The sequence below is a fragment of the Paenibacillus sp. FW101-FHT12H11 genome (assembly GCF_058790355.1).
In genome coordinates, this window is record NZ_JBYTCO010000004.1 from 585,986 (window position 1) to 602,900 (window position 16,915).

At 47.2% G+C, this 16,915-nt stretch carries 15 protein-coding genes and 1 other annotated feature; of the genes, 10 read left to right on the forward strand and 5 right to left on the reverse strand.

The genetic code is table 11. The features are described from left to right. Positions 1-60: 60 nt before the first annotated feature. Positions 61-669, forward strand: a complete 609-nt coding sequence (locus tag AC3WTJ_RS16150; RefSeq protein ID WP_492522623.1) for a WGxxGxxG-CTERM domain-containing protein — start codon at positions 61-63, stop codon at positions 667-669. 582 nt (positions 670-1,251) lie between these two features. Beyond that, positions 1,252-1,989: a tRNA (guanosine(46)-N7)-methyltransferase TrmB gene (gene trmB, locus AC3WTJ_RS16155; RefSeq protein WP_492522624.1), complete on the forward strand. Its 738-nt coding sequence runs from the start codon at positions 1,252-1,254 to the stop codon at positions 1,987-1,989. Between the two features lie 80 nt (positions 1,990-2,069). Here the strand turns inward: trmB and AC3WTJ_RS16160 are convergent, their stop codons facing one another. Both AC3WTJ_RS16160 and AC3WTJ_RS16165 read right to left on the reverse strand, forming a co-directional pair. Then, on the reverse strand, positions 2,070-3,197 hold the full coding sequence (locus tag AC3WTJ_RS16160; protein ID WP_492522625.1) for an MGDG synthase family glycosyltransferase: 1,128 nt from the start codon (positions 3,195-3,197) through the stop codon (positions 2,070-2,072). A 5-nt stretch (positions 3,198-3,202) separates the two neighbouring features. Then, on the reverse strand, positions 3,203-3,730 hold the full coding sequence (locus AC3WTJ_RS16165) for a phosphatase PAP2 family protein (RefSeq protein WP_492522626.1): 528 nt from the start codon (positions 3,728-3,730) through the stop codon (positions 3,203-3,205). A gap of 810 nt (positions 3,731-4,540) precedes the next feature. Between AC3WTJ_RS16165 and AC3WTJ_RS16170 the strand changes: the two genes are divergently transcribed. The 4 genes from AC3WTJ_RS16170 to rplT all read left to right on the forward strand — a co-directional run bounded on the left by AC3WTJ_RS16170 (position 4,541) and on the right by rplT (position 7,147). After that, positions 4,541-5,776: a glycosyltransferase family 2 protein gene (locus AC3WTJ_RS16170; RefSeq protein ID WP_157318010.1), complete on the forward strand. Its 1,236-nt coding sequence runs from the start codon at positions 4,541-4,543 to the stop codon at positions 5,774-5,776. Positions 5,777-5,806: 30 nt separating this feature from the next. Further along, positions 5,807-5,952: a sequence feature (ribosomal protein L20 leader region), on the forward strand. A gap of 50 nt (positions 5,953-6,002) precedes the next feature. Continuing rightward, positions 6,003-6,503: a translation initiation factor IF-3 gene (gene infC, locus AC3WTJ_RS16175; RefSeq protein ID WP_127455517.1), complete on the forward strand. Its 501-nt coding sequence runs from the start codon at positions 6,003-6,005 to the stop codon at positions 6,501-6,503. A 32-nt stretch (positions 6,504-6,535) separates the two neighbouring features. Then, positions 6,536-6,739, forward strand: a complete 204-nt coding sequence (gene rpmI, locus AC3WTJ_RS16180) for a 50S ribosomal protein L35 (protein WP_145658092.1) — start codon at positions 6,536-6,538, stop codon at positions 6,737-6,739. A 48-nt stretch (positions 6,740-6,787) separates the two neighbouring features. Beyond that, positions 6,788-7,147 carry a 50S ribosomal protein L20 gene (rplT, locus tag AC3WTJ_RS16185; RefSeq protein ID WP_127455519.1) on the forward strand — a complete coding sequence of 120 codons (360 nt, stop codon included), beginning with the start codon at positions 6,788-6,790 and terminating at the stop codon, positions 7,145-7,147. 55 nt (positions 7,148-7,202) lie between these two features. On the opposite strand, the gene AC3WTJ_RS16190 is transcribed toward rplT, so the two are convergent. From AC3WTJ_RS16190 to AC3WTJ_RS16200, 3 genes are read right to left on the reverse strand one after another with little or no spacing between them, the layout of a single operon-like run. Then, complete coding sequence (locus tag AC3WTJ_RS16190) at positions 7,203-8,324, reverse strand: GerAB/ArcD/ProY family transporter (RefSeq protein WP_492522627.1); 1,122 nt, start codon at positions 8,322-8,324, stop codon at positions 7,203-7,205. Between the two features lie 31 nt (positions 8,325-8,355). Then, positions 8,356-9,579: a Ger(x)C family spore germination protein gene (locus AC3WTJ_RS16195; RefSeq protein WP_492522628.1), complete on the reverse strand. Its 1,224-nt coding sequence runs from the start codon at positions 9,577-9,579 to the stop codon at positions 8,356-8,358. Between the two features lie 23 nt (positions 9,580-9,602). Further along, the gene (locus tag AC3WTJ_RS16200; protein ID WP_492522629.1) at positions 9,603-11,123 is read right to left on the reverse strand and encodes a spore germination protein; all 1,521 of its coding nucleotides are present in this window, start codon (positions 11,121-11,123) and stop codon (positions 9,603-9,605) included. A 517-nt stretch (positions 11,124-11,640) separates the two neighbouring features. Between AC3WTJ_RS16200 and ilvB the strand changes: the two genes are divergently transcribed. The 4 genes from ilvB to AC3WTJ_RS16220 all read left to right on the forward strand — a co-directional run bounded on the left by ilvB (position 11,641) and on the right by AC3WTJ_RS16220 (position 16,915). Continuing rightward, positions 11,641-13,386 (forward strand): biosynthetic-type acetolactate synthase large subunit, encoded by a 1,746-nt coding sequence (gene ilvB / locus AC3WTJ_RS16205; protein WP_127455523.1) that lies wholly within the window; start codon positions 11,641-11,643, stop codon positions 13,384-13,386. After that, positions 13,386-13,877 carry an acetolactate synthase small subunit gene (gene ilvN, locus AC3WTJ_RS16210; RefSeq protein ID WP_127455556.1) on the forward strand — a complete coding sequence of 164 codons (492 nt, stop codon included), beginning with the start codon at positions 13,386-13,388 and terminating at the stop codon, positions 13,875-13,877. The genes ilvB and ilvN overlap by 1 nt, the downstream gene beginning before the upstream one ends. A 168-nt stretch (positions 13,878-14,045) precedes the next feature. Continuing rightward, a complete protein-coding gene (gene ilvC / locus AC3WTJ_RS16215; protein ID WP_127455524.1) occupies positions 14,046-15,038 on the forward strand; it encodes a ketol-acid reductoisomerase in 993 nt (330 codons plus the stop codon). 329 nt (positions 15,039-15,367) lie between these two features. After that, positions 15,368-16,915: a 2-isopropylmalate synthase gene (locus tag AC3WTJ_RS16220; RefSeq protein WP_181646652.1), complete on the forward strand. Its 1,548-nt coding sequence runs from the start codon at positions 15,368-15,370 to the stop codon at positions 16,913-16,915.

Consider the following 16,915-nt stretch of genomic DNA (forward strand, 5'->3'; position numbering starts at 1 on the left):
GGGCTTATCGGAGCATGATAACTTTGCATGACGATCATATGCCGAGAGGGGAAATGAAAAGTGAAAAAGTTTCGTACAGTGACATTGGCGGTAGCTTTGACGACAGCATTGAGCTTTGGGGCAGTTGGGGCGCACGCTAACATGAGTACATCGACAATGAACACTCATACGGGTACTTCAGGGACTATGGGGACGGGGACTACGACGACATCGGGTTATACGGGCAGTACTTACGACGCTACGACGGGGACTAGCGTCGGAACTGGTTTGTTGAACGGAACGGGAACGATGACCAACACGAATACGTACAATGGAGTGACAACTCCGATTACAAGTCCAAATGCTGTGGCTCCAACTACTCATCCAAACAGATTGGATGGCTTGTACAGACATGACGGAACAACGACTAACACGTATACGGGAAAAAGTACCGGCACGGGTACTGGCGTTTTAGGCCAAATCAATGGCTATGGCAATAATCTTATGGATCGGATGAGCACGACAAGCACGGGAACGAATCGCGGCAATTATGATACGTCATCTTATCGCGCTTATGCGACCACGTCATCTGACAAGAGCATGAATTGGGGATGGCTTGGATTGGTAGGGTTAATAGGGTTGGCGGGGTTAAGAGGTGGCAATAGAAACAGAGACGAGAGTTACAAATAAGGAATGAATAATGGGCGCCTTCCTGACGGAGGGCGTTTTTCTTGTGTAGGCGAAGTTTATCCATAATACGCCAAGCCTACATGGGATTTTAAACAACAAAATGCTTGATATGACGGCGAATGCAACCTTTCCTTGCACAACATACATCGATTTGTTGCGAAAAAGTGAGATATAAGCAGTTTAGTGCTTATATCGTTGTATGAAGTACAACATAGGGGCTGGTTAAGACCTATTTATATTTAAATGGTTGCAAAAAATACAATATAGAACACTGCTGTAACGCCTGCACACCTCGGCATGGATCTGAATAAGTTTTTCTCATGATCTGCCATTCATAAAGCTATCTCTCTAAACCGAAACTACCATTAAAAGCTGAATAGGAGAGCAGGTGATAAATTCATGATGACTTCTACTTTATCGACAGACACTTTGTCCGTTGAACTTACGGTGAAGGAAGCTCAAGCGTTAAGCAGCGGTGTGAAATTTGTGGCCGATCCGGAAGTGTAATTCCCTTTGATTTTTTCCCGAGAATGGTCTATGATTTGTATTCGATAGCTTGTACGTGTAGGAGGCAAATAATAGATGCGGTTACGGGGAAGAAAAGGAATTCGAGAAGATATTGAACGCCAGAAGGAACTCGTTGTTCTCAATGCCAAAGATTATAAAGGCAAGTGGGCGGAGTTATTTGGCAATAATAACCCTATTCATGCTGAGCTTGGGATGGGGAAAGGGCGTTTCATCAGTGAAATGAGCAAGAAATATCCCGATATTAATTTCATTGGCGTTGATATGTATGATGAGCTGATCCGCAAAGCGAGTGAGAAAGCAAAGATCGCTCATGAGATTAATACCGAAGAAGAGTCTGAATCAGAATCAGTGGCTAATATCCCGAATTTGAAGCTGATGCTGTTCAATATCGAACATATTGAAGAAGCTTTTGCTGAAGGGGAGCTGGAGCGGGTTTATTTGAACTTCAGTGATCCGTGGCCGAAGAAAAAGCATGCTCGCAGACGGTTGACACATCCAGGTTTCGTGGCCAAGTATCAGCAAATTTTGAATGGGAACGGCGAGATTCATTTGAAAACCGATTCGCAATCGCTGTTTGAATTCTCGTTGAATTCTTTTGCCGATATGGGTTTAAGAATGCGCAATATTTCCCTGAATCTGCATGCTGAAGGGTTTCACCCGGATCATGTTATGACGGAATACGAAACGAAATTCGCCACGAAGGGTATGAATATCCATCGTTGTGAAGTGGTGATTGGTCAGGACGTGCTGGCCGCTCATCTCGATCAATTGAACAAAGCGAAAGCGGAATAAACTTAGCGCTAATCAAAAAAGAGGCTCCCCCTGGTCATTCGATGACTTTAGGGGCAGCCTCTTTGTACGTTTCATGATGGTTAGCCCATCACTTGAAGAATAACCTCTGAACAATCCGCTGAAGGCGTGTTCATTCGTTGGCGGTAATTCCATACGCGTCTGGCCTGGACATCCGTGTAACGGCTGACAAGCATCGTCAACCAGTTTGAGATTGTATCGGCGGAACGGATCGGTTCACCGAAACCTTTTTCGGTAAAGTAGTGCACGTTCCCTTCTTCCTGTCCTGGGATCGGATCATAGAACAGCATCGGAATGGACTTGGCAAGACCTTCTGAACAGGTCATTCCACCTGGCTTGGTAACCAATAAGTCTGAAACTTCCATTAATTTATCAATGTCTGGCGTAAATCCGAGGAGGCGGATGTTCGGGTGCTGATACCGTTCGTCCGCGGAAAGTTTCGTTAATATCTTGGCATTGTTTCCTAGGCAAAAGATGAACTGCACGCGGTCTCTCCATTCAACGAGATGCTCGCTGAGCGAATCGCCCCCGATTAGCCCCCAACCACCGCCCATGACGAGTACCGTAGGCATCGCGGCTAATTGGAACTGCTGCCGGATGATGGCTTTATCGTGCGCCACACGGAAACTCGGGTGGACAGGAATCCCTGTAATTTCGACTTGAGCCGCGGGGATTCCCCGACCAAGCAGCTTATTTTTGACATCCTCTGTCGAGACCATGTATTTATTCACTTCACGACTGACCCATGTTCCGTGTACGTCATAATCCGTAATGACGGTGCACAGCGGAATGGCAAGGCCAGCTCGTTTGAGCCGGGACACGACGACACTGGGAAAAGGGTGTGTGCAGACGATCGCTTGGGGAGCCCAGTTCTGGATAATCTCTGCGGTCTGTGCGTAAAAAATGCGGTGCAGAGCTAATTGCGTCAACGGATTTAACGATTTCTTGTACTGAGAGCGATATAACCGGCCATAAAGCTTGGGATTTGTGGTCAGCGTCTTTTTGTAAGCTTGGATAATCCATGGCGCAATAGTCGGATGCAGGAAAGACCCCAGTTCCAATACACGTGTTTCAATCGTTGTGCATCGCTTTTCTAAGCTTACAGCGAGCGCATAAGCTGCTTGCGTATGACCTGCTCCGAAACCTTCAGAGAGGATGAGAACCCGCTTTTTACCCTGACCAGCATCCATTCATTTTACCCCCATAGAGCTACAGTTGTTAATGATGCTGCCGTACCGATCAAACTGCCGACTAAACAATCCGAAGGATAATGCAGCCCTAGGTAGATACGTGATAGACCAACGATGAAAGCAAGCGGCAAAAGAATGATACCAAGAATAGGCATGGCTGCCACAAACGGAATGATGATCGAGAAGATAGCGGTTGTATGTCCGGACGGAAAAGAATGATCCGTTAATGGATTTTTATACGTGATCGTTTGAGGATGTACGAGATAAGGGCGGAGCCGCGGATATTTCTTTTTAATGATAGCAACCGGTATATGACTGATGGTTAAGGCGATTAGCGCTTGAATACCAGCGGTTTGCAATGCTCCTTGCCCAAATAAAGCACAGCAAAGTGAAATCACGATCGTCGCCGTAGCTCCTCCTAAATGCGTAATTCTAGAAAAGAAGTGATCGAGGAAGTAGTGCTGAATACGTTGATTCACAAAGTGGAACATGCGTGTTTCATGATGCTGAAGCCAGTTCACGACTCTGCTCATGAGTAGTAGCCTCCTTCGAAACTTGAGATATCTGTTATTTCAAATTATATAGATCAATTATTAAAGGGAGATTAACTCAGTAATAAATTTTTAGAAAGATGCGTTTACACTTTTAAACTCGGGTAAAAAGAAGGAATGATGGAAATAATGGTAGAGTATTCCTTTCATTTTACCCTAAATATCGAAGTGCTATCCCGTTCCATTAGGCCTAGAACGATGGTTTTGTAACCCCTTTCAAATTGGGATTTATTGGATTTGATGTCGATGCAGCGCGGTTCAGGCTGAAAATGCCCGAAAGAAAGTCAGTGCTTAGGTCGTATGGCATCGACGTTGCGAAGTCCGTTATGCTGTAAGTCGGGTGTTATGGTTCTTGTGAATGAGTTTTTCTGATGACGGACTCTCTGCGTGGAAACCCAGCGAATGTTATGAAGGATACCTCAGAAAAGCTCGCAGGAACGGTTGCTTGATCGACCCCGGCAAAAGTTGTCAGGGGAAGCTCGGGTGAATTATAATAAACCCGAAACACATGAGGGGTTGCTGGTTGGTCTAAATGGTGAACTTTTTGTACACAATAAAATGAAAAACGTTGAAAACAGGACTTTAACGATCTGATTTCAAGCACATGCGGCAAAGTATGTGTCCGTTCCCCTTAAATCTCTGAGAACTGGCTATTTTTCGGTTTTTGTAGACTTTGACAAATAGGGGGAAAGAGAGGAAAATCAAGAACGGTTAATTCACCTGTACATAACTGCGCACTATGCGTATAAAAAGATAGCTTGTGTGCATAAACAAAAAGGGGGACTTTGCTTCATGCTTGACAAGATTGTGCTTACGTTTCAGATTGGCTTGGCGCTCGTCGGTGCGTATCAGTTTTTTTTAACATTCTTCGGATGGTACCGTCCAAGAAACAAACAGAAATTTGCGCCGCAGAAATCGTTTGCTGTCCTGGTTGCAGCTCATAACGAGGAGCAAGTCGTTGGCGCATTGATCGAGAATCTGAAGTCTTTGGATTACCCCAAAGAGCTCTATGATATCTTCGTGATCTGTGATAACTGTACGGATAACACGGCTGCAATTACTCGTAGTCATGGCGTTTATGCCATGGAGCGTCACAACCCGAATCTGCGAGGCAAAGGGTATGCGATCGAATGGATGCTGAAGGAGCTTTGGAAGCGCGAACGCCAGTATGACGCGGTTGTCATGTTCGATGCCGACAATCTCGCCAGCCCGGACTACCTGATTCACATGAACAATGATCTTTGCTCCGGCTCCAGAGTTATTCAGGCTTATTTAGATAGCAAGAATCCCAACGATTCTTGGGTTACCGGTTCTTACGCAATTTCGTATTATTTTGCAAACCGTTTCTGGCAGATGCCCCGCACGAACTTGGGCCTTGCCAACTACCTTGGCGGTACGGGGATGTGTTTTGAGTCCAAGCTGTTGAAGCAGATTGGATGGGGAGCTACCAGCCTTGTTGAGGATTTGGAGTTCTCGATGCGTTGTATCAAGATGGGAATCAGACCGACTTACAATTACGAAGCTTTCGTTTACGATGAGAAGCCGCTTACGTTCAGAGCATCTGCCAAACAGCGTCTGCGCTGGATGCAAGGACACTTTGACGTAGCCAAGCGTTACTTCTTCCCGCTATTGTGGCAAGGGATCAAAGAAGGCAGTTGGACGAAGATTGACGCGGCTATTTACTCCGCTAACGTATATAACTTTTTCTTCGGAGCGATTATCACCGTGCTGCTGTGGATCAAATCCGTAACGCCGGGCTGGTCCGAAACACCGATGCTTGCTGACATCAATCCGGTTTTCTTTAACTCTGTAAGTTTTGCCATTTTCGTGCTGCTTCCAATCTCTATGATGATTGAGAAGGCGCCGCGCCAAGTATATAAATATTTAATTTTATATCCTGTGTTTATGGTCTCTTGGTGGCCGATTACGTTCTTTGCGTTCTTTACGCAAAACAACAAGCAATGGAGCCACACGGAGCATACACGCGTCATTCGCCTGGATGAAATGAAAAGTAAACAAGTCAGTTGACTTTTCTTCACCGAGATGATATTATACTTCAAGTAAAAGCAGAAGCGCCCGCTTCTCACCTGACCAACTACGCTGTTGGCTGGTTTGAATGAATCATCATGAATGCTCAATAGGTTGCTTAAACCTGTTATTGATGAAGATGTGGGCCGTTACCGTGCCCACATCTTTTTTATATTGGATAGAGGTACATACTTTCTGGAGGTGGAACACTATTAGCAAAGACCATATGATTAATGATGAGATTCGTGTGAAGGAAGTACGCCTGATCGGGGCGGACGGAGAACAACTTGGCATTACGCCAATTCGCGAAGCTCTTCAAATCGCACAAGACGCGAACCTGGATTTGGTAAATGTGGCACCAACGGCGAAGCCGCCGGTATGCCGCATTATGGATTACGGTAAATTCCGTTACGAAACGCAGAAGAAAGAGAAAGAAGCTCGTAAGAACCAGAAGATCGTGGATATCAAAGAGATTCGCTTAAGCGCGACAATCGATGAGCACGACTTCCAAACGAAGCTTCGCAATGCGATTAAGTTCCTTGGCGATGGCGATAAAGTGAAAGCCAGCGTCAGGTTCCGCGGGCGCGAAATAGCGCACTCGGAGATTGGTCGCAGAGTGCTTGAACGTCTGGCTACTGAAACAGCCGACATTTCCTCACAGGAGCGCGCTCCTAAGCTTGAGGGAAGAAGCATGATCATGATCTTAACGCCGAAGGCAACAACCTAGGCGGTATACTAAATTAGGAGGAACAACACACCATGCCGAAAATGAAAACACACAGCAGCCTGAAAGGCCGTTTCAAAATTACTGGCACAGGCAAAGTGATGAGATACAAACAAGGTAAGAACCACTTGCTTTCCGGTAAATCATCCAAGCAAAAACGCGTTTTGTCCACGAACCCAGTAATGGCTCCTGGCGATGTACGTCGTTTGCAACAACAACTGACACTAATCAAAGGTTAATTCTTTAGCATTCGAACATTATTTATACATCCCAGGAGGTAGTTAACAATGGCAAGAGTCAAGGGCGGATTTATTCGCGCTCACCGTCGTAAGAAAATTTTGAAATTGGCAAAAGGTTATTTCGGTTCCAAACACCGTTTATTTAAAACAGCTAAAGAGCAAGTAATGAAATCTTTAGTGTATGCTTACCGTGACCGTCGCCAAACGAAACGTAATTTCCGCAGACTGTGGATCACTCGTATCAATGCAGGCGCTCGTCAAAACGGCTTGAGCTACAGCAAATTGATGCACGGCCTGAAATTGGCTGGTATCGACATCAACCGCAAAATTTTGGCTGATCTGGCTGTAAACGATGCTAAAGCGTTCAACGATTTGGCAACAGCTGCAAAAGCAAAAGTAAACGCGTAAGCTTAGCTTCGCGTACAGGAAGCTTGTCCCCGCAAGGGGGCAAGCTTTTTTTATTTCAACAGGCATTCTCGCGGGGGGCTGGGGTATCCTCTGAAGGTGGATTTTTCTTGAGCTTGCGGAATAAAATGGCGATGAACATGGCGAGGGGAAGCAGAATTTGAAAAATGGGGAACAGCTTAACACTCACCGCTAAACCTAACCAGATGTGATAGGTATAGTTAGGCTCAAGAAAGGAAGAGGTGAAAATTACAACGCCGACTATACAAATAGAAACCTTGGCTCTGCAGCCTGTAAGCTGGGAAACTCCATAAGACGCCGCCCAGAAGAACGCTGTAAGTTTCACGAATAGGCCGAGAAAAAGCAGCAGAGTCACGAAGACATCCAGCCGTTCAAAAATATCGCCAACCTGGATTAACTGCACGGTCTGCAAAAAGGGCAAGGTGCTGTTGCCAATCAAGGAAGGGCCAAGCACCAATACATTTATCATATTCATCCCAACGAGGAATACCGCTACGCCAAGATAGGTGAAAATGCTGATGCGTTTCACTTTATTGTTGTCTGACATGAGGTGCCAAAACATCAGGAAGACGACCATTTGGCCAAACGGGAAAGAGACCAGGTCGGGAAAAGCTGCCGTTAAAACGGGCTTGAAGCCTTTTTCCATAATGGGTTGTATCCGCTCAAGCTTGACTAATTTGGAACCAAAAATGAGGAGACAAAGGATGCTATAGCTAAAAAGTATCGGCATTATTAAACTTTCGGCAACGCGGCAAAAGGTTTCAATGCCCATAATGATCGTATAAGCGGCCAGCAGGATGACGAGCAGCATGACGACAAATTTGGGCGTTCGCGTGAGCAGGGTGACGCTTGTGATTTCGCCGAAGTCTCGCACGTTTCTCATGGATTCATAGGCAAAGTAAATAAGAAAGCAGCAGCTTAGAATACCTCCTGTAATTTTGCCGAAGCAGATCCGCATTAGAAAGATGAGAGACTGATCTGGCGCGATGCTTTGGATATAGAGGAACATCCGCAGCAGGATTAAGCCGATGATTGCCGCGACGATCATAGCAACCCATGAATCCTGTTTCGCTTTGCTGCCAATGGCAAATAAAGGCGTGCTGCCGATTTGGAAAAGAATAATCATAACGGCAATCTGGTAGTTGCTGATTCGTTCCATGCGGTTAGACTCCTTCTTCTTCCGAGTGCCATTAGCGATTGTCGTTCTCCATAAGCTGCTTCACGGACTTGCTGTTCATGCCGATGTTCTCAATGTCGATTTGGAAAGAGGACTCCATCTGGATTTGGGCAAAATGCTCATCCCAGTCCGGCTTTAACTTCTCCCACGCTTTCGGATCCTTTCGATGGATGAGACCTGCAAATCCAAGGACATCCGCTTTCATGCTTTGGGCTTTACGTAAGGAAACCGACATAAGCTCCGAGATGGTTTCTCCGATGAGCCGTTCCATTTCACGACTGCCCTCCGGCTTTGAGGCATCGATCAAACATCCATTTTCAAGCAGTTGTCCGCTAGCTTTTACCGCAGCTTGGATGATCCACTTACCTTGGATATTCACGGGGGTCAGCTTGGTCGAAGCCTTGGTAATCCGTATGGCGGAGCGAGATTTCTCGCTTTTCTCCGAGCACCCGAAAAATAAGGTGGATTGGCTGATCTCGCCTTTAAGCCAGCTGAGTCCGTAACCTTCATGTCCAGTCATCCAGCCGATGAGCTTATCTTTTTGAAAAATCCCAATGCGACCCATTTTGAGCTTGGTATCGAAATTGGTGCTTTTTAAATTTTCAATCGAGGTCGATTCGACACCTTGGCCTGAGATAAACACTTCCGGTATTGTGGAATAACCGGAGTCACTAGCCATTCTCATCGCGAGCTGATAAAGCATGACTTGCTTGAGGTTGCCGTCGGTTTTGTCCTCGTTGAGCACCATATTTCTCAAGGCTGCACCTGGTATTTTTTCTAACGGTAAAATTTGCTCCAGGATTTTTCGCCCTTCGTCTCTGCTCACGAGCAAGCTGACGGTTTCCCTGGAGTTCGCGCTTCTTAAATAAACGTCGATGATGGGAGAAATGCCTTTCCGGGCTGCGCTTTCGCCAATGACGACGACTCGGTTATGAGCGAAGAACATCGTACGAGGCATTTCTAAACTGGCTCTTTGAACAGCAGATTGGATGGAATCCCCGTTCGTGGAAAACACCAATACAGGAGCCTGCTGAATCGCCATTCCACCTGTGCTGGAAATGGACTGAGGGATGACGACTTGATAAGAGACTTTCCAGTGATCATCCTCCCAATCGACGGCGGTTGCTGCGGTGATAGCGATCTTATTCAGTTCAGTTCGGTCCCAACAGCTCGTGCATAAAAAGCAGATAACGAAAGAGATCAGGCTTGTCAACACCGCTCGGCGCTTGGTTCGCATGCATCCAGTCTCCTCGTGAGCAGTTATTTTTTCTTTGGACTTTTTGCTGTTGGACGCTGTCTATAAACATTTTTGGTCAGCGCCAACGGCCGCTTGATTAACTTCCACCACGGAAGCCGGATGAAGATATCTTTCACATTGGACGGAATAAACGGTGAAATCGGCGCCATGTACGGAAGGCCGAACGATTTAATTGAACACATGTGAATAAGGATGAACATGCAGCCGAATAAAATGCCGAATAGTCCGAGTAAACCCGCTAGCATCATAAGCATGAATCGGATGAGCCGTGCTGCTACAGCCAAGTTAATCGCGGGTGTGACAAAATTGGAGATGGCTGTAAATGACACGACGATGACCATCGCTGCGGACACGAGGCCGGCTTGTACGGCAGCTTGTCCGAGGACAAGCGCGCCTACAATGGAGATGGCGGGTCCGACAACGCGGGGCATCCTCACTCCTGCCTCCCGCAGCACCTCGAACGTGATCTCCATCAGGAACGCTTCCACAAGCGCTGGGAAAGGCACGCCTTCCCGCTGTGCAGCGAGGCTGATGAGCAGGGTTGTGGGCAGCATCTCTTGATGGAACGTGGTAATCGCGATATAGAGAGACGGGAGCAGCATGGAGACGAAAAAAGAGGCGTAGCGGATCAGACGCACGAAAGATGCGATATCATAGCGTTGGTAGTAGTCCTCACTGGATTGCAGGAACTTAAAAAAAGTCACGGGAGCCATTAAAGCGAAGGGGGTCCCATCGACCATAATAATGATTTGTCCTTCAAGCAAACCGGCTGCTGCAGTGTCGGGCCTTTCGGTGTTCAACATGGTGGGAAAAGGCGTATAGCCCTTATCCTCGATAAATTCCTCGATATACGCGCTCTCCAGAATACTGTCCGTATCAATAAGTTTAAGCCGTCTGCGTGCTTCACTCAGCACTTTCTCGTTAGAGACGCCATCCAAATAGGCCAAGATGATCTCTGTCCGGGTGTAACGTCCAATCTTCATACTTTCAAAGCGAAGATCAGCCGACTTGATTTTTCTTCGGAGCAGAGTCAAGTTTGTTCGAATGTCCTCCGTGAAGCTTTCCTTCGGTCCCCGAATCACGGTTTGTGATTGCGGTTCTTCGATCGCCCGTTTCTCCCAGCCCGTCGTGCAGGCGAAAAAGGCCTCGTCCAATCCATCGATTAAAATCGCTGTGCTGCCCTCTAAAATGGCACTCAGCAGCTCAGTGTCATATTTGGCTTCATAAAGCTCGCCGACGGAAACGGTTTGCTGCAGGATTTCGTGAACTCCGCAATATTGCTCGCTTGTCTGCTCAGTTGCTTGAACATTTAATAAGGGCTCAATGAGGTGCTTATGGATAGCTTCTGATTGGACCAGCCCATCTATGTAGATTAAAGCGATGGAGAGGTGATCCTGAGTAACCTGCATATCGAGCAGGCGTATTATGAAGTCAGGAGAATCGCCAAAAGCTTCTCTCAGTCTCGAGATATTCGTTTGCAAATCGGTCGATAAAGGGAGAGCGGGTTTCAGAGAAGTTGTCATCAGCGAAGCCCTCATTTCCTGAATTGGTAGTATATTCCCTCACTTTCGTTTGTTTTATTCGATATGCTATTGACTAATGCTCCGGGGATGCATATAATAATCTCTAATATCATCTTAACGGATGGTGTTCACGAATAAATCGGCTATGAAGAGGAAGAAGTCATAAGGGCACTTATGCGCAGAGAGCGTTGGACTTGCTGAAACCATCGCCTTAATCCCTTACGTACGAAGTCACCTCGGAGCTGTTTTCCTGAAGACTTACGGCATTGTCTGTAAGCACTAGGGAGAATCGGAAAAGCACACGTTATCGTGCTGAGGGTATTGTTCTAAGCGAACATACCTGCTAAGGCTGTATGCTGTGAGGCATGGAGCAAATTTGGGTGGTACCACGGAAGCTTAAACCCCTTTCGTCCCGTTTAACACGTTACATGCGTGTACGGGATGAACAGGGGTTTTTCTTATTGTCTAAGAAAGCTCGAAGTATAACATGGACTTATTTTTTGAGAGGAGGATCACAATGAATGTTCAAACTGAACCAAAGAGGTCAAAAGAAGAACTGATTGACAAGCTGATGAAGCCGGACCTGATCACAGGATCTGAGATTTTGCTAAGAAGCTTATTGCTGGAGGGTGTGGATTGCGTCTTTGGATATCCGGGCGGCGCTGTTCTGTACATCTACGATGCGATGCATGGCTTTTCCGATTTTAACCACCTACTGACAAGACATGAGCAAGGAGCCATTCACGCTGCCGATGGATATGCACGTTCCACAGGCAAGGTTGGCGTATGTATCGCTACATCAGGACCGGGGGCTACGAATCTCGTCACTGGGATAGCTACCGCTTATATGGATTCTGTTCCACTCGTTGTTATTACAGGGAACGTTGCAACGAACTTTATCGGTACGGATGCTTTCCAAGAGGCAGATATTACGGGGATTACGATGCCGATTACGAAACACAGCTACTTGGTTCGTGATGTAGAAGATCTGCCGCGCATCATTCATGAAGCGTTCCATATTGCGAACTCAGGTCGTAAAGGTCCGGTTCTCATTGACATACCAAAGGATGTCTCCGCTCATAAAACGATATTTAAGCCGGTAACTGAAGTAAACATCCGCGGCTACAACCCGACTGTTCAGCCTAACAAGCTGCAAGTTGACAAGTTGCTCAAAGCGATCGAAGAAGCTGAACGTCCAGTGATCATCGCAGGTGGGGGCGTTGTCTACTCAGATGCTTCCAAAGAGCTGATCGAATTCGTGAATGCTACGCAAATTCCGGTAGCGACTACGCTGCTTGGACTCAGCGGATTCCCAAGTGCCCACGAGCTATGGCTCGGTATGCCGGGGATGCACGGAACGTACACGGCGAACACAGCCATTCAGAATGCGGATCTCCTGATTTCCATCGGTTCGAGATTCGATGACCGTGTGACAATGAACTTGGACGGTTTTGCACCGAAGGTGAAAACAATCGCACATATCGATGTGGATCCTGCGGAAATCGGCAAAAACGTAAAAACGGATATCCCGTGCGTTGGCGATGTGAAAGCTGTTCTTGCTTTAGCGAATCTTAAAGCGAAGCCTGCGAAAAGCGAAGCTTGGATTGCTGAAGTTCAAGCGAATAAAGAGAAGTTCCCGCTCAAATACGGCGATACAGAAACCGAATTGAAGCCACAATACGTGGTTGAAATGATCAGCGAAACGACAAACGGCGAAGCGATTGTTACGACTGACGTTGGCCAGCACCAAATGTGGGCTGCTCAATTCTACAAATTCAAAAACCCTCGCTCCCTGGTAACGTCCGGTGGACTTGGTACGATGGGCTTTGGATTCCCATCCGCGATTGGTGCGCAAATGGGGAACCCGGATAAACTGGTTGTATCCATCAATGGCGACGGCGGCGTTCAAATGTGCGCGCAAGAGCTTGCGATCTGTGCAATTCACAACATTCCGGTGAAAATTGTTATTTTGAATAACCAAGTACTTGGCATGGTTCGTCAATGGCAGGAAATCATCTATGATAACCGCTACAGTCATATTGATTTGGCCGGCAGCCCTGACTTTGTGAAGCTTGCCGAAGCTTACGGCGTGAAAGGCTTGCGTGCCACGACGAAGGCAGAAGCCAGAAAAGCTTGGCAGGAAGCGCTTGATACACCTGGACCGGTCTTGATTGATTTCGTCGTACCAAAAGGAGAGAACGTGTTCCCAATGGTTAAAGCGGGCGATACAATTAGCGACATGTTAATGGGGGATTCGGAATGATGACGACAACTAAACATACAGTTTCCGTACTCGTAAACAACCAGCCTGGTGTTCTGCAGCGAGTATCCGGTTTGTTCGGACGCAGAGGTTTTAATATCGAAAGTATTACTGTAGGGGAGTCTGAAGAACTCGGACTTTCCCGAATGGTTATTGTAACAACGGGGGATGACAGCACATTGGAGCAAATTTCCAAGCAGCTGTACAAGCTGATTGATGTCATTAAAGTCATCGACCTCAGCTCCAACCCGATGGTCGCTAGAGAATTAGCACTTATTAAAGTAAATGCTGAACCTATCATGCGTCCTGAAATACTCGGAATTGTCGAAACATTCCGTGCCGCGGTAGTCGATATTGGTCCATCTTCAATTATCGTGCAAGTTGTCGGAGATTCAGATAAAATAGATGCTATGGTAGAATTGCTTCGTCCATACGGCATCCGTGAGCTCTCCCGTACGGGAGCAACGGCGATGATTCGGGGTTCAGTTAAATAAAATAATGGTCAACAATGTGAAAAAGTAGGGAAAGCCTCCTTGAGTGGGGCTTTGAGCGATCGACCCTTTAGCGCTTTAAAAGGCTAGTTGTTCAGAGTTAATCGTTGAAACACCCACTCAAGGGGTAGACAATACGGATTCATCATATCAAAGGAGGATTTATACGAAATGGCAGTTACTACTTACTATGAAAAAGATGCAGACTTAGCGGTACTTAAAGGCAAAACGATTGCAGTTGTTGGTTATGGTTCCCAAGGGCACGCTCAAGCGCAAAACTTGCGTGACAGCGGTTTGAACGTAATTATTGGTCTTCGTGAAGGCCGTTCCTGGAACGCAGCAAAAAATGACGGTTTCGAAGTTGTATCCGTTGAAGAAGCAGCAGCACGCGCTGATGTTATTCAAATCTTGATGCCGGATGAAACACAAGCTCGCGTATACCGTGAGTCCATTCAACCGAACATGAAAAAAGGCGCAGCTTTGATGTTCTCCCACGGGTTCAACATCCATTTTGGCCAAATCGTAGCTCCAGAAGGTACCGATGTATTCTTGGTTGCTCCTAAATCCCCAGGTCACATGGTACGTCGTACTTATGTTGAAGGCTTCGGCGTTCCTGGTCTGATCGCGATCGAGAAAGACGCTACAGGCAACGCAAAAGCAATCGGACTTGCTTATGCAAAAGGTATTGGCTGTACTCGCGCAGGGGTTATCGAAACTTCCTTCCGTGAAGAAACAGAAACGGATCTGTTCGGTGAGCAAGCTGTTCTTTGCGGCGGTGCATCTGAACTGGTTAAAGCAGGTTTCGAAACATTGGTTGAAGCTGGTTATGCGCCAGAAATGGCATACTTCGAGTGCTTGCACGAATTGAAATTGATCGTTGACATGATGTATGAAGGCGGAATCTCCTCCATGCGCAGCTCCATCTCCAACACAGCGGAGTATGGTGACTATGTAACAGGACCTCGCATCATCACAGCTGAAACGAAAAAAGAGATGAAAGCTGTTCTTGCTGACATCCAACAAGGTAAATTCGCTCGCGACTTCATCTTGGAGAACCAATCCAACTTCGCGTTCATGAACGCGACTCGCCGCAACGAAGCTCAACACCCAATCGAAGTTACGGGTGCTCAATTGCGCGAAATGATGCACTGGATCAAAAAGTAATGTAATGCCTTATTCAATCATATAGTTATTCATCCCACAGGGAGTGATTGCGGAGAATTTCCCAGTCACTCCCTGTGAATACTATGTAGACGAGTAAAAATTTAGGCGTAAATTTTTAAAACCTTCTTCGAAATGCCCAGTGGAGAGCTCAGTGTTTGTCGGAGAAGCGAAGCGTTCGTATTTGAAAACATGTCCCGACCTTTGTTTAATTCCTATCAGGGGACAGGTTTTCAAGAAACGATCGGAGACAAATACTGAAGATCGCAACGGTCAGCAGTTTGAGTTAGGTTTTAACTCATTTACTAGAAATCTTTTAGGAGGTGACCATGGTGCGCAAAATCTACATCTTTGATACAACGCTCAGAGACGGAGAACAATCGCCAGGCGTGAACCTGAACACACAGGAGAAGGTCGAAATCGCGCTTCAACTAGAGAAGCTGGGTGTCGATCGGATGGAGGCCGGCTTCCCGGCTGCATCACCTGGTGACTTGGCAGGCGTTAATGCCGTAGCTAGAGCGATTAAGAACGCCTCAGTAATCGGTCTGTCCCGCTCGAAGGAGACGGACATCGAGGCTGTCCGTGAAGCGCTGCAGGGCGCTCAAGACCCATGCATTCATTTGTTCCTGGCGACGTCCCCGATCCATCGGAAGCATAAGCTGAAGATGGAGAAGCATCAAGTGCTGGAGACAGCGGAAGCTGCGATTAAATATGCGAAGAAGTATTTCAGCAAAATCGAGTTTTCACTCGAGGATGCTGGACGTACGGAGCTTGATTTCATCGCAGAAGTAACGGCAATGGCGATCCGCGCCGGCGCTTCGGTCGTGAATATTCCCGATACAGTCGGTTATATGACACCGTACGACTACGGGAATATTTTCAAAATGCTGAAGGACACGGTCCCAGGTATTGAGAAAATCCAGCTGAGCGCGCACTGCCATGACGATCTTGGCATGGCGACAGCTAACGCGCTAGCGGCGGTTCTGAATGGTGCCGATCAAATCGAAGGCACCATCAACGGCATTGGCGAGCGAGCAGGGAACACCTCGATCGAGGAAGTTGTGCTGGCGCTGGAGACACGCCAGGACTTCTACCAAGCGAAAACATCGCTTGTGTTGAACGAGATCTACCGCACCAGCCGTTTGGTCAGCAAGCTGACCGGCATGGTGGTGCCAGGCAACAAAGCGATCGTCGGCGCTAACGCGTTCGCGCATGAGTCCGGCATCCATCAGGATGGGATGCTCAAAGAGAAAACGACCTACGAGATTATTTCCCCTGAGACCATTGGGGTCAAGGAAAGTAAGCTCGTGATGGGCAAACACTCCGGGCGCCATGCGTTCCGTGAGAAGCTGATCGACCTCGGCTACGACCTCGCAGACGAGCAAGTGAACGTGGCCTTCGGCAAGTTCAAGGATTTGGCCGACCGCAAGAAGCAGGTGGAAGACGAAGATATCCGCGCGCTGATCGAAGAGAAGCTGATCGAAACGCCGGAAATTTTCGCGCTTGGCACGCTTCAAGTGGCCTATGGCAATCAAATGACACCGACAGCGACGGTGCACGTTCGTTTCCAAGACGGCGGCGAAGTGACGGAAAGCGCTGTGGGTAACGGTTCTGTTGATGCGATTTACAACGCTATCGACAAAGCAACGAAGGAAGAAGTCGAACTGGATGACTACTCCATCAAGTCTGTTTCTCACGGGAAAGATGCGCTCGGGGAAGTGCATGTCGTTCTGAAACAGAACGATGTGTCCGTTCAAGGACGCGGCATCTCGACAGATATTCTGGAAGCAAGCGCCAAGGCTTACCTCGACGCTGTGAACAGACTTATTGATAAACGCAAAACCCCAACAAGCAATAGAAGCAACGTTACGTTGATTTAA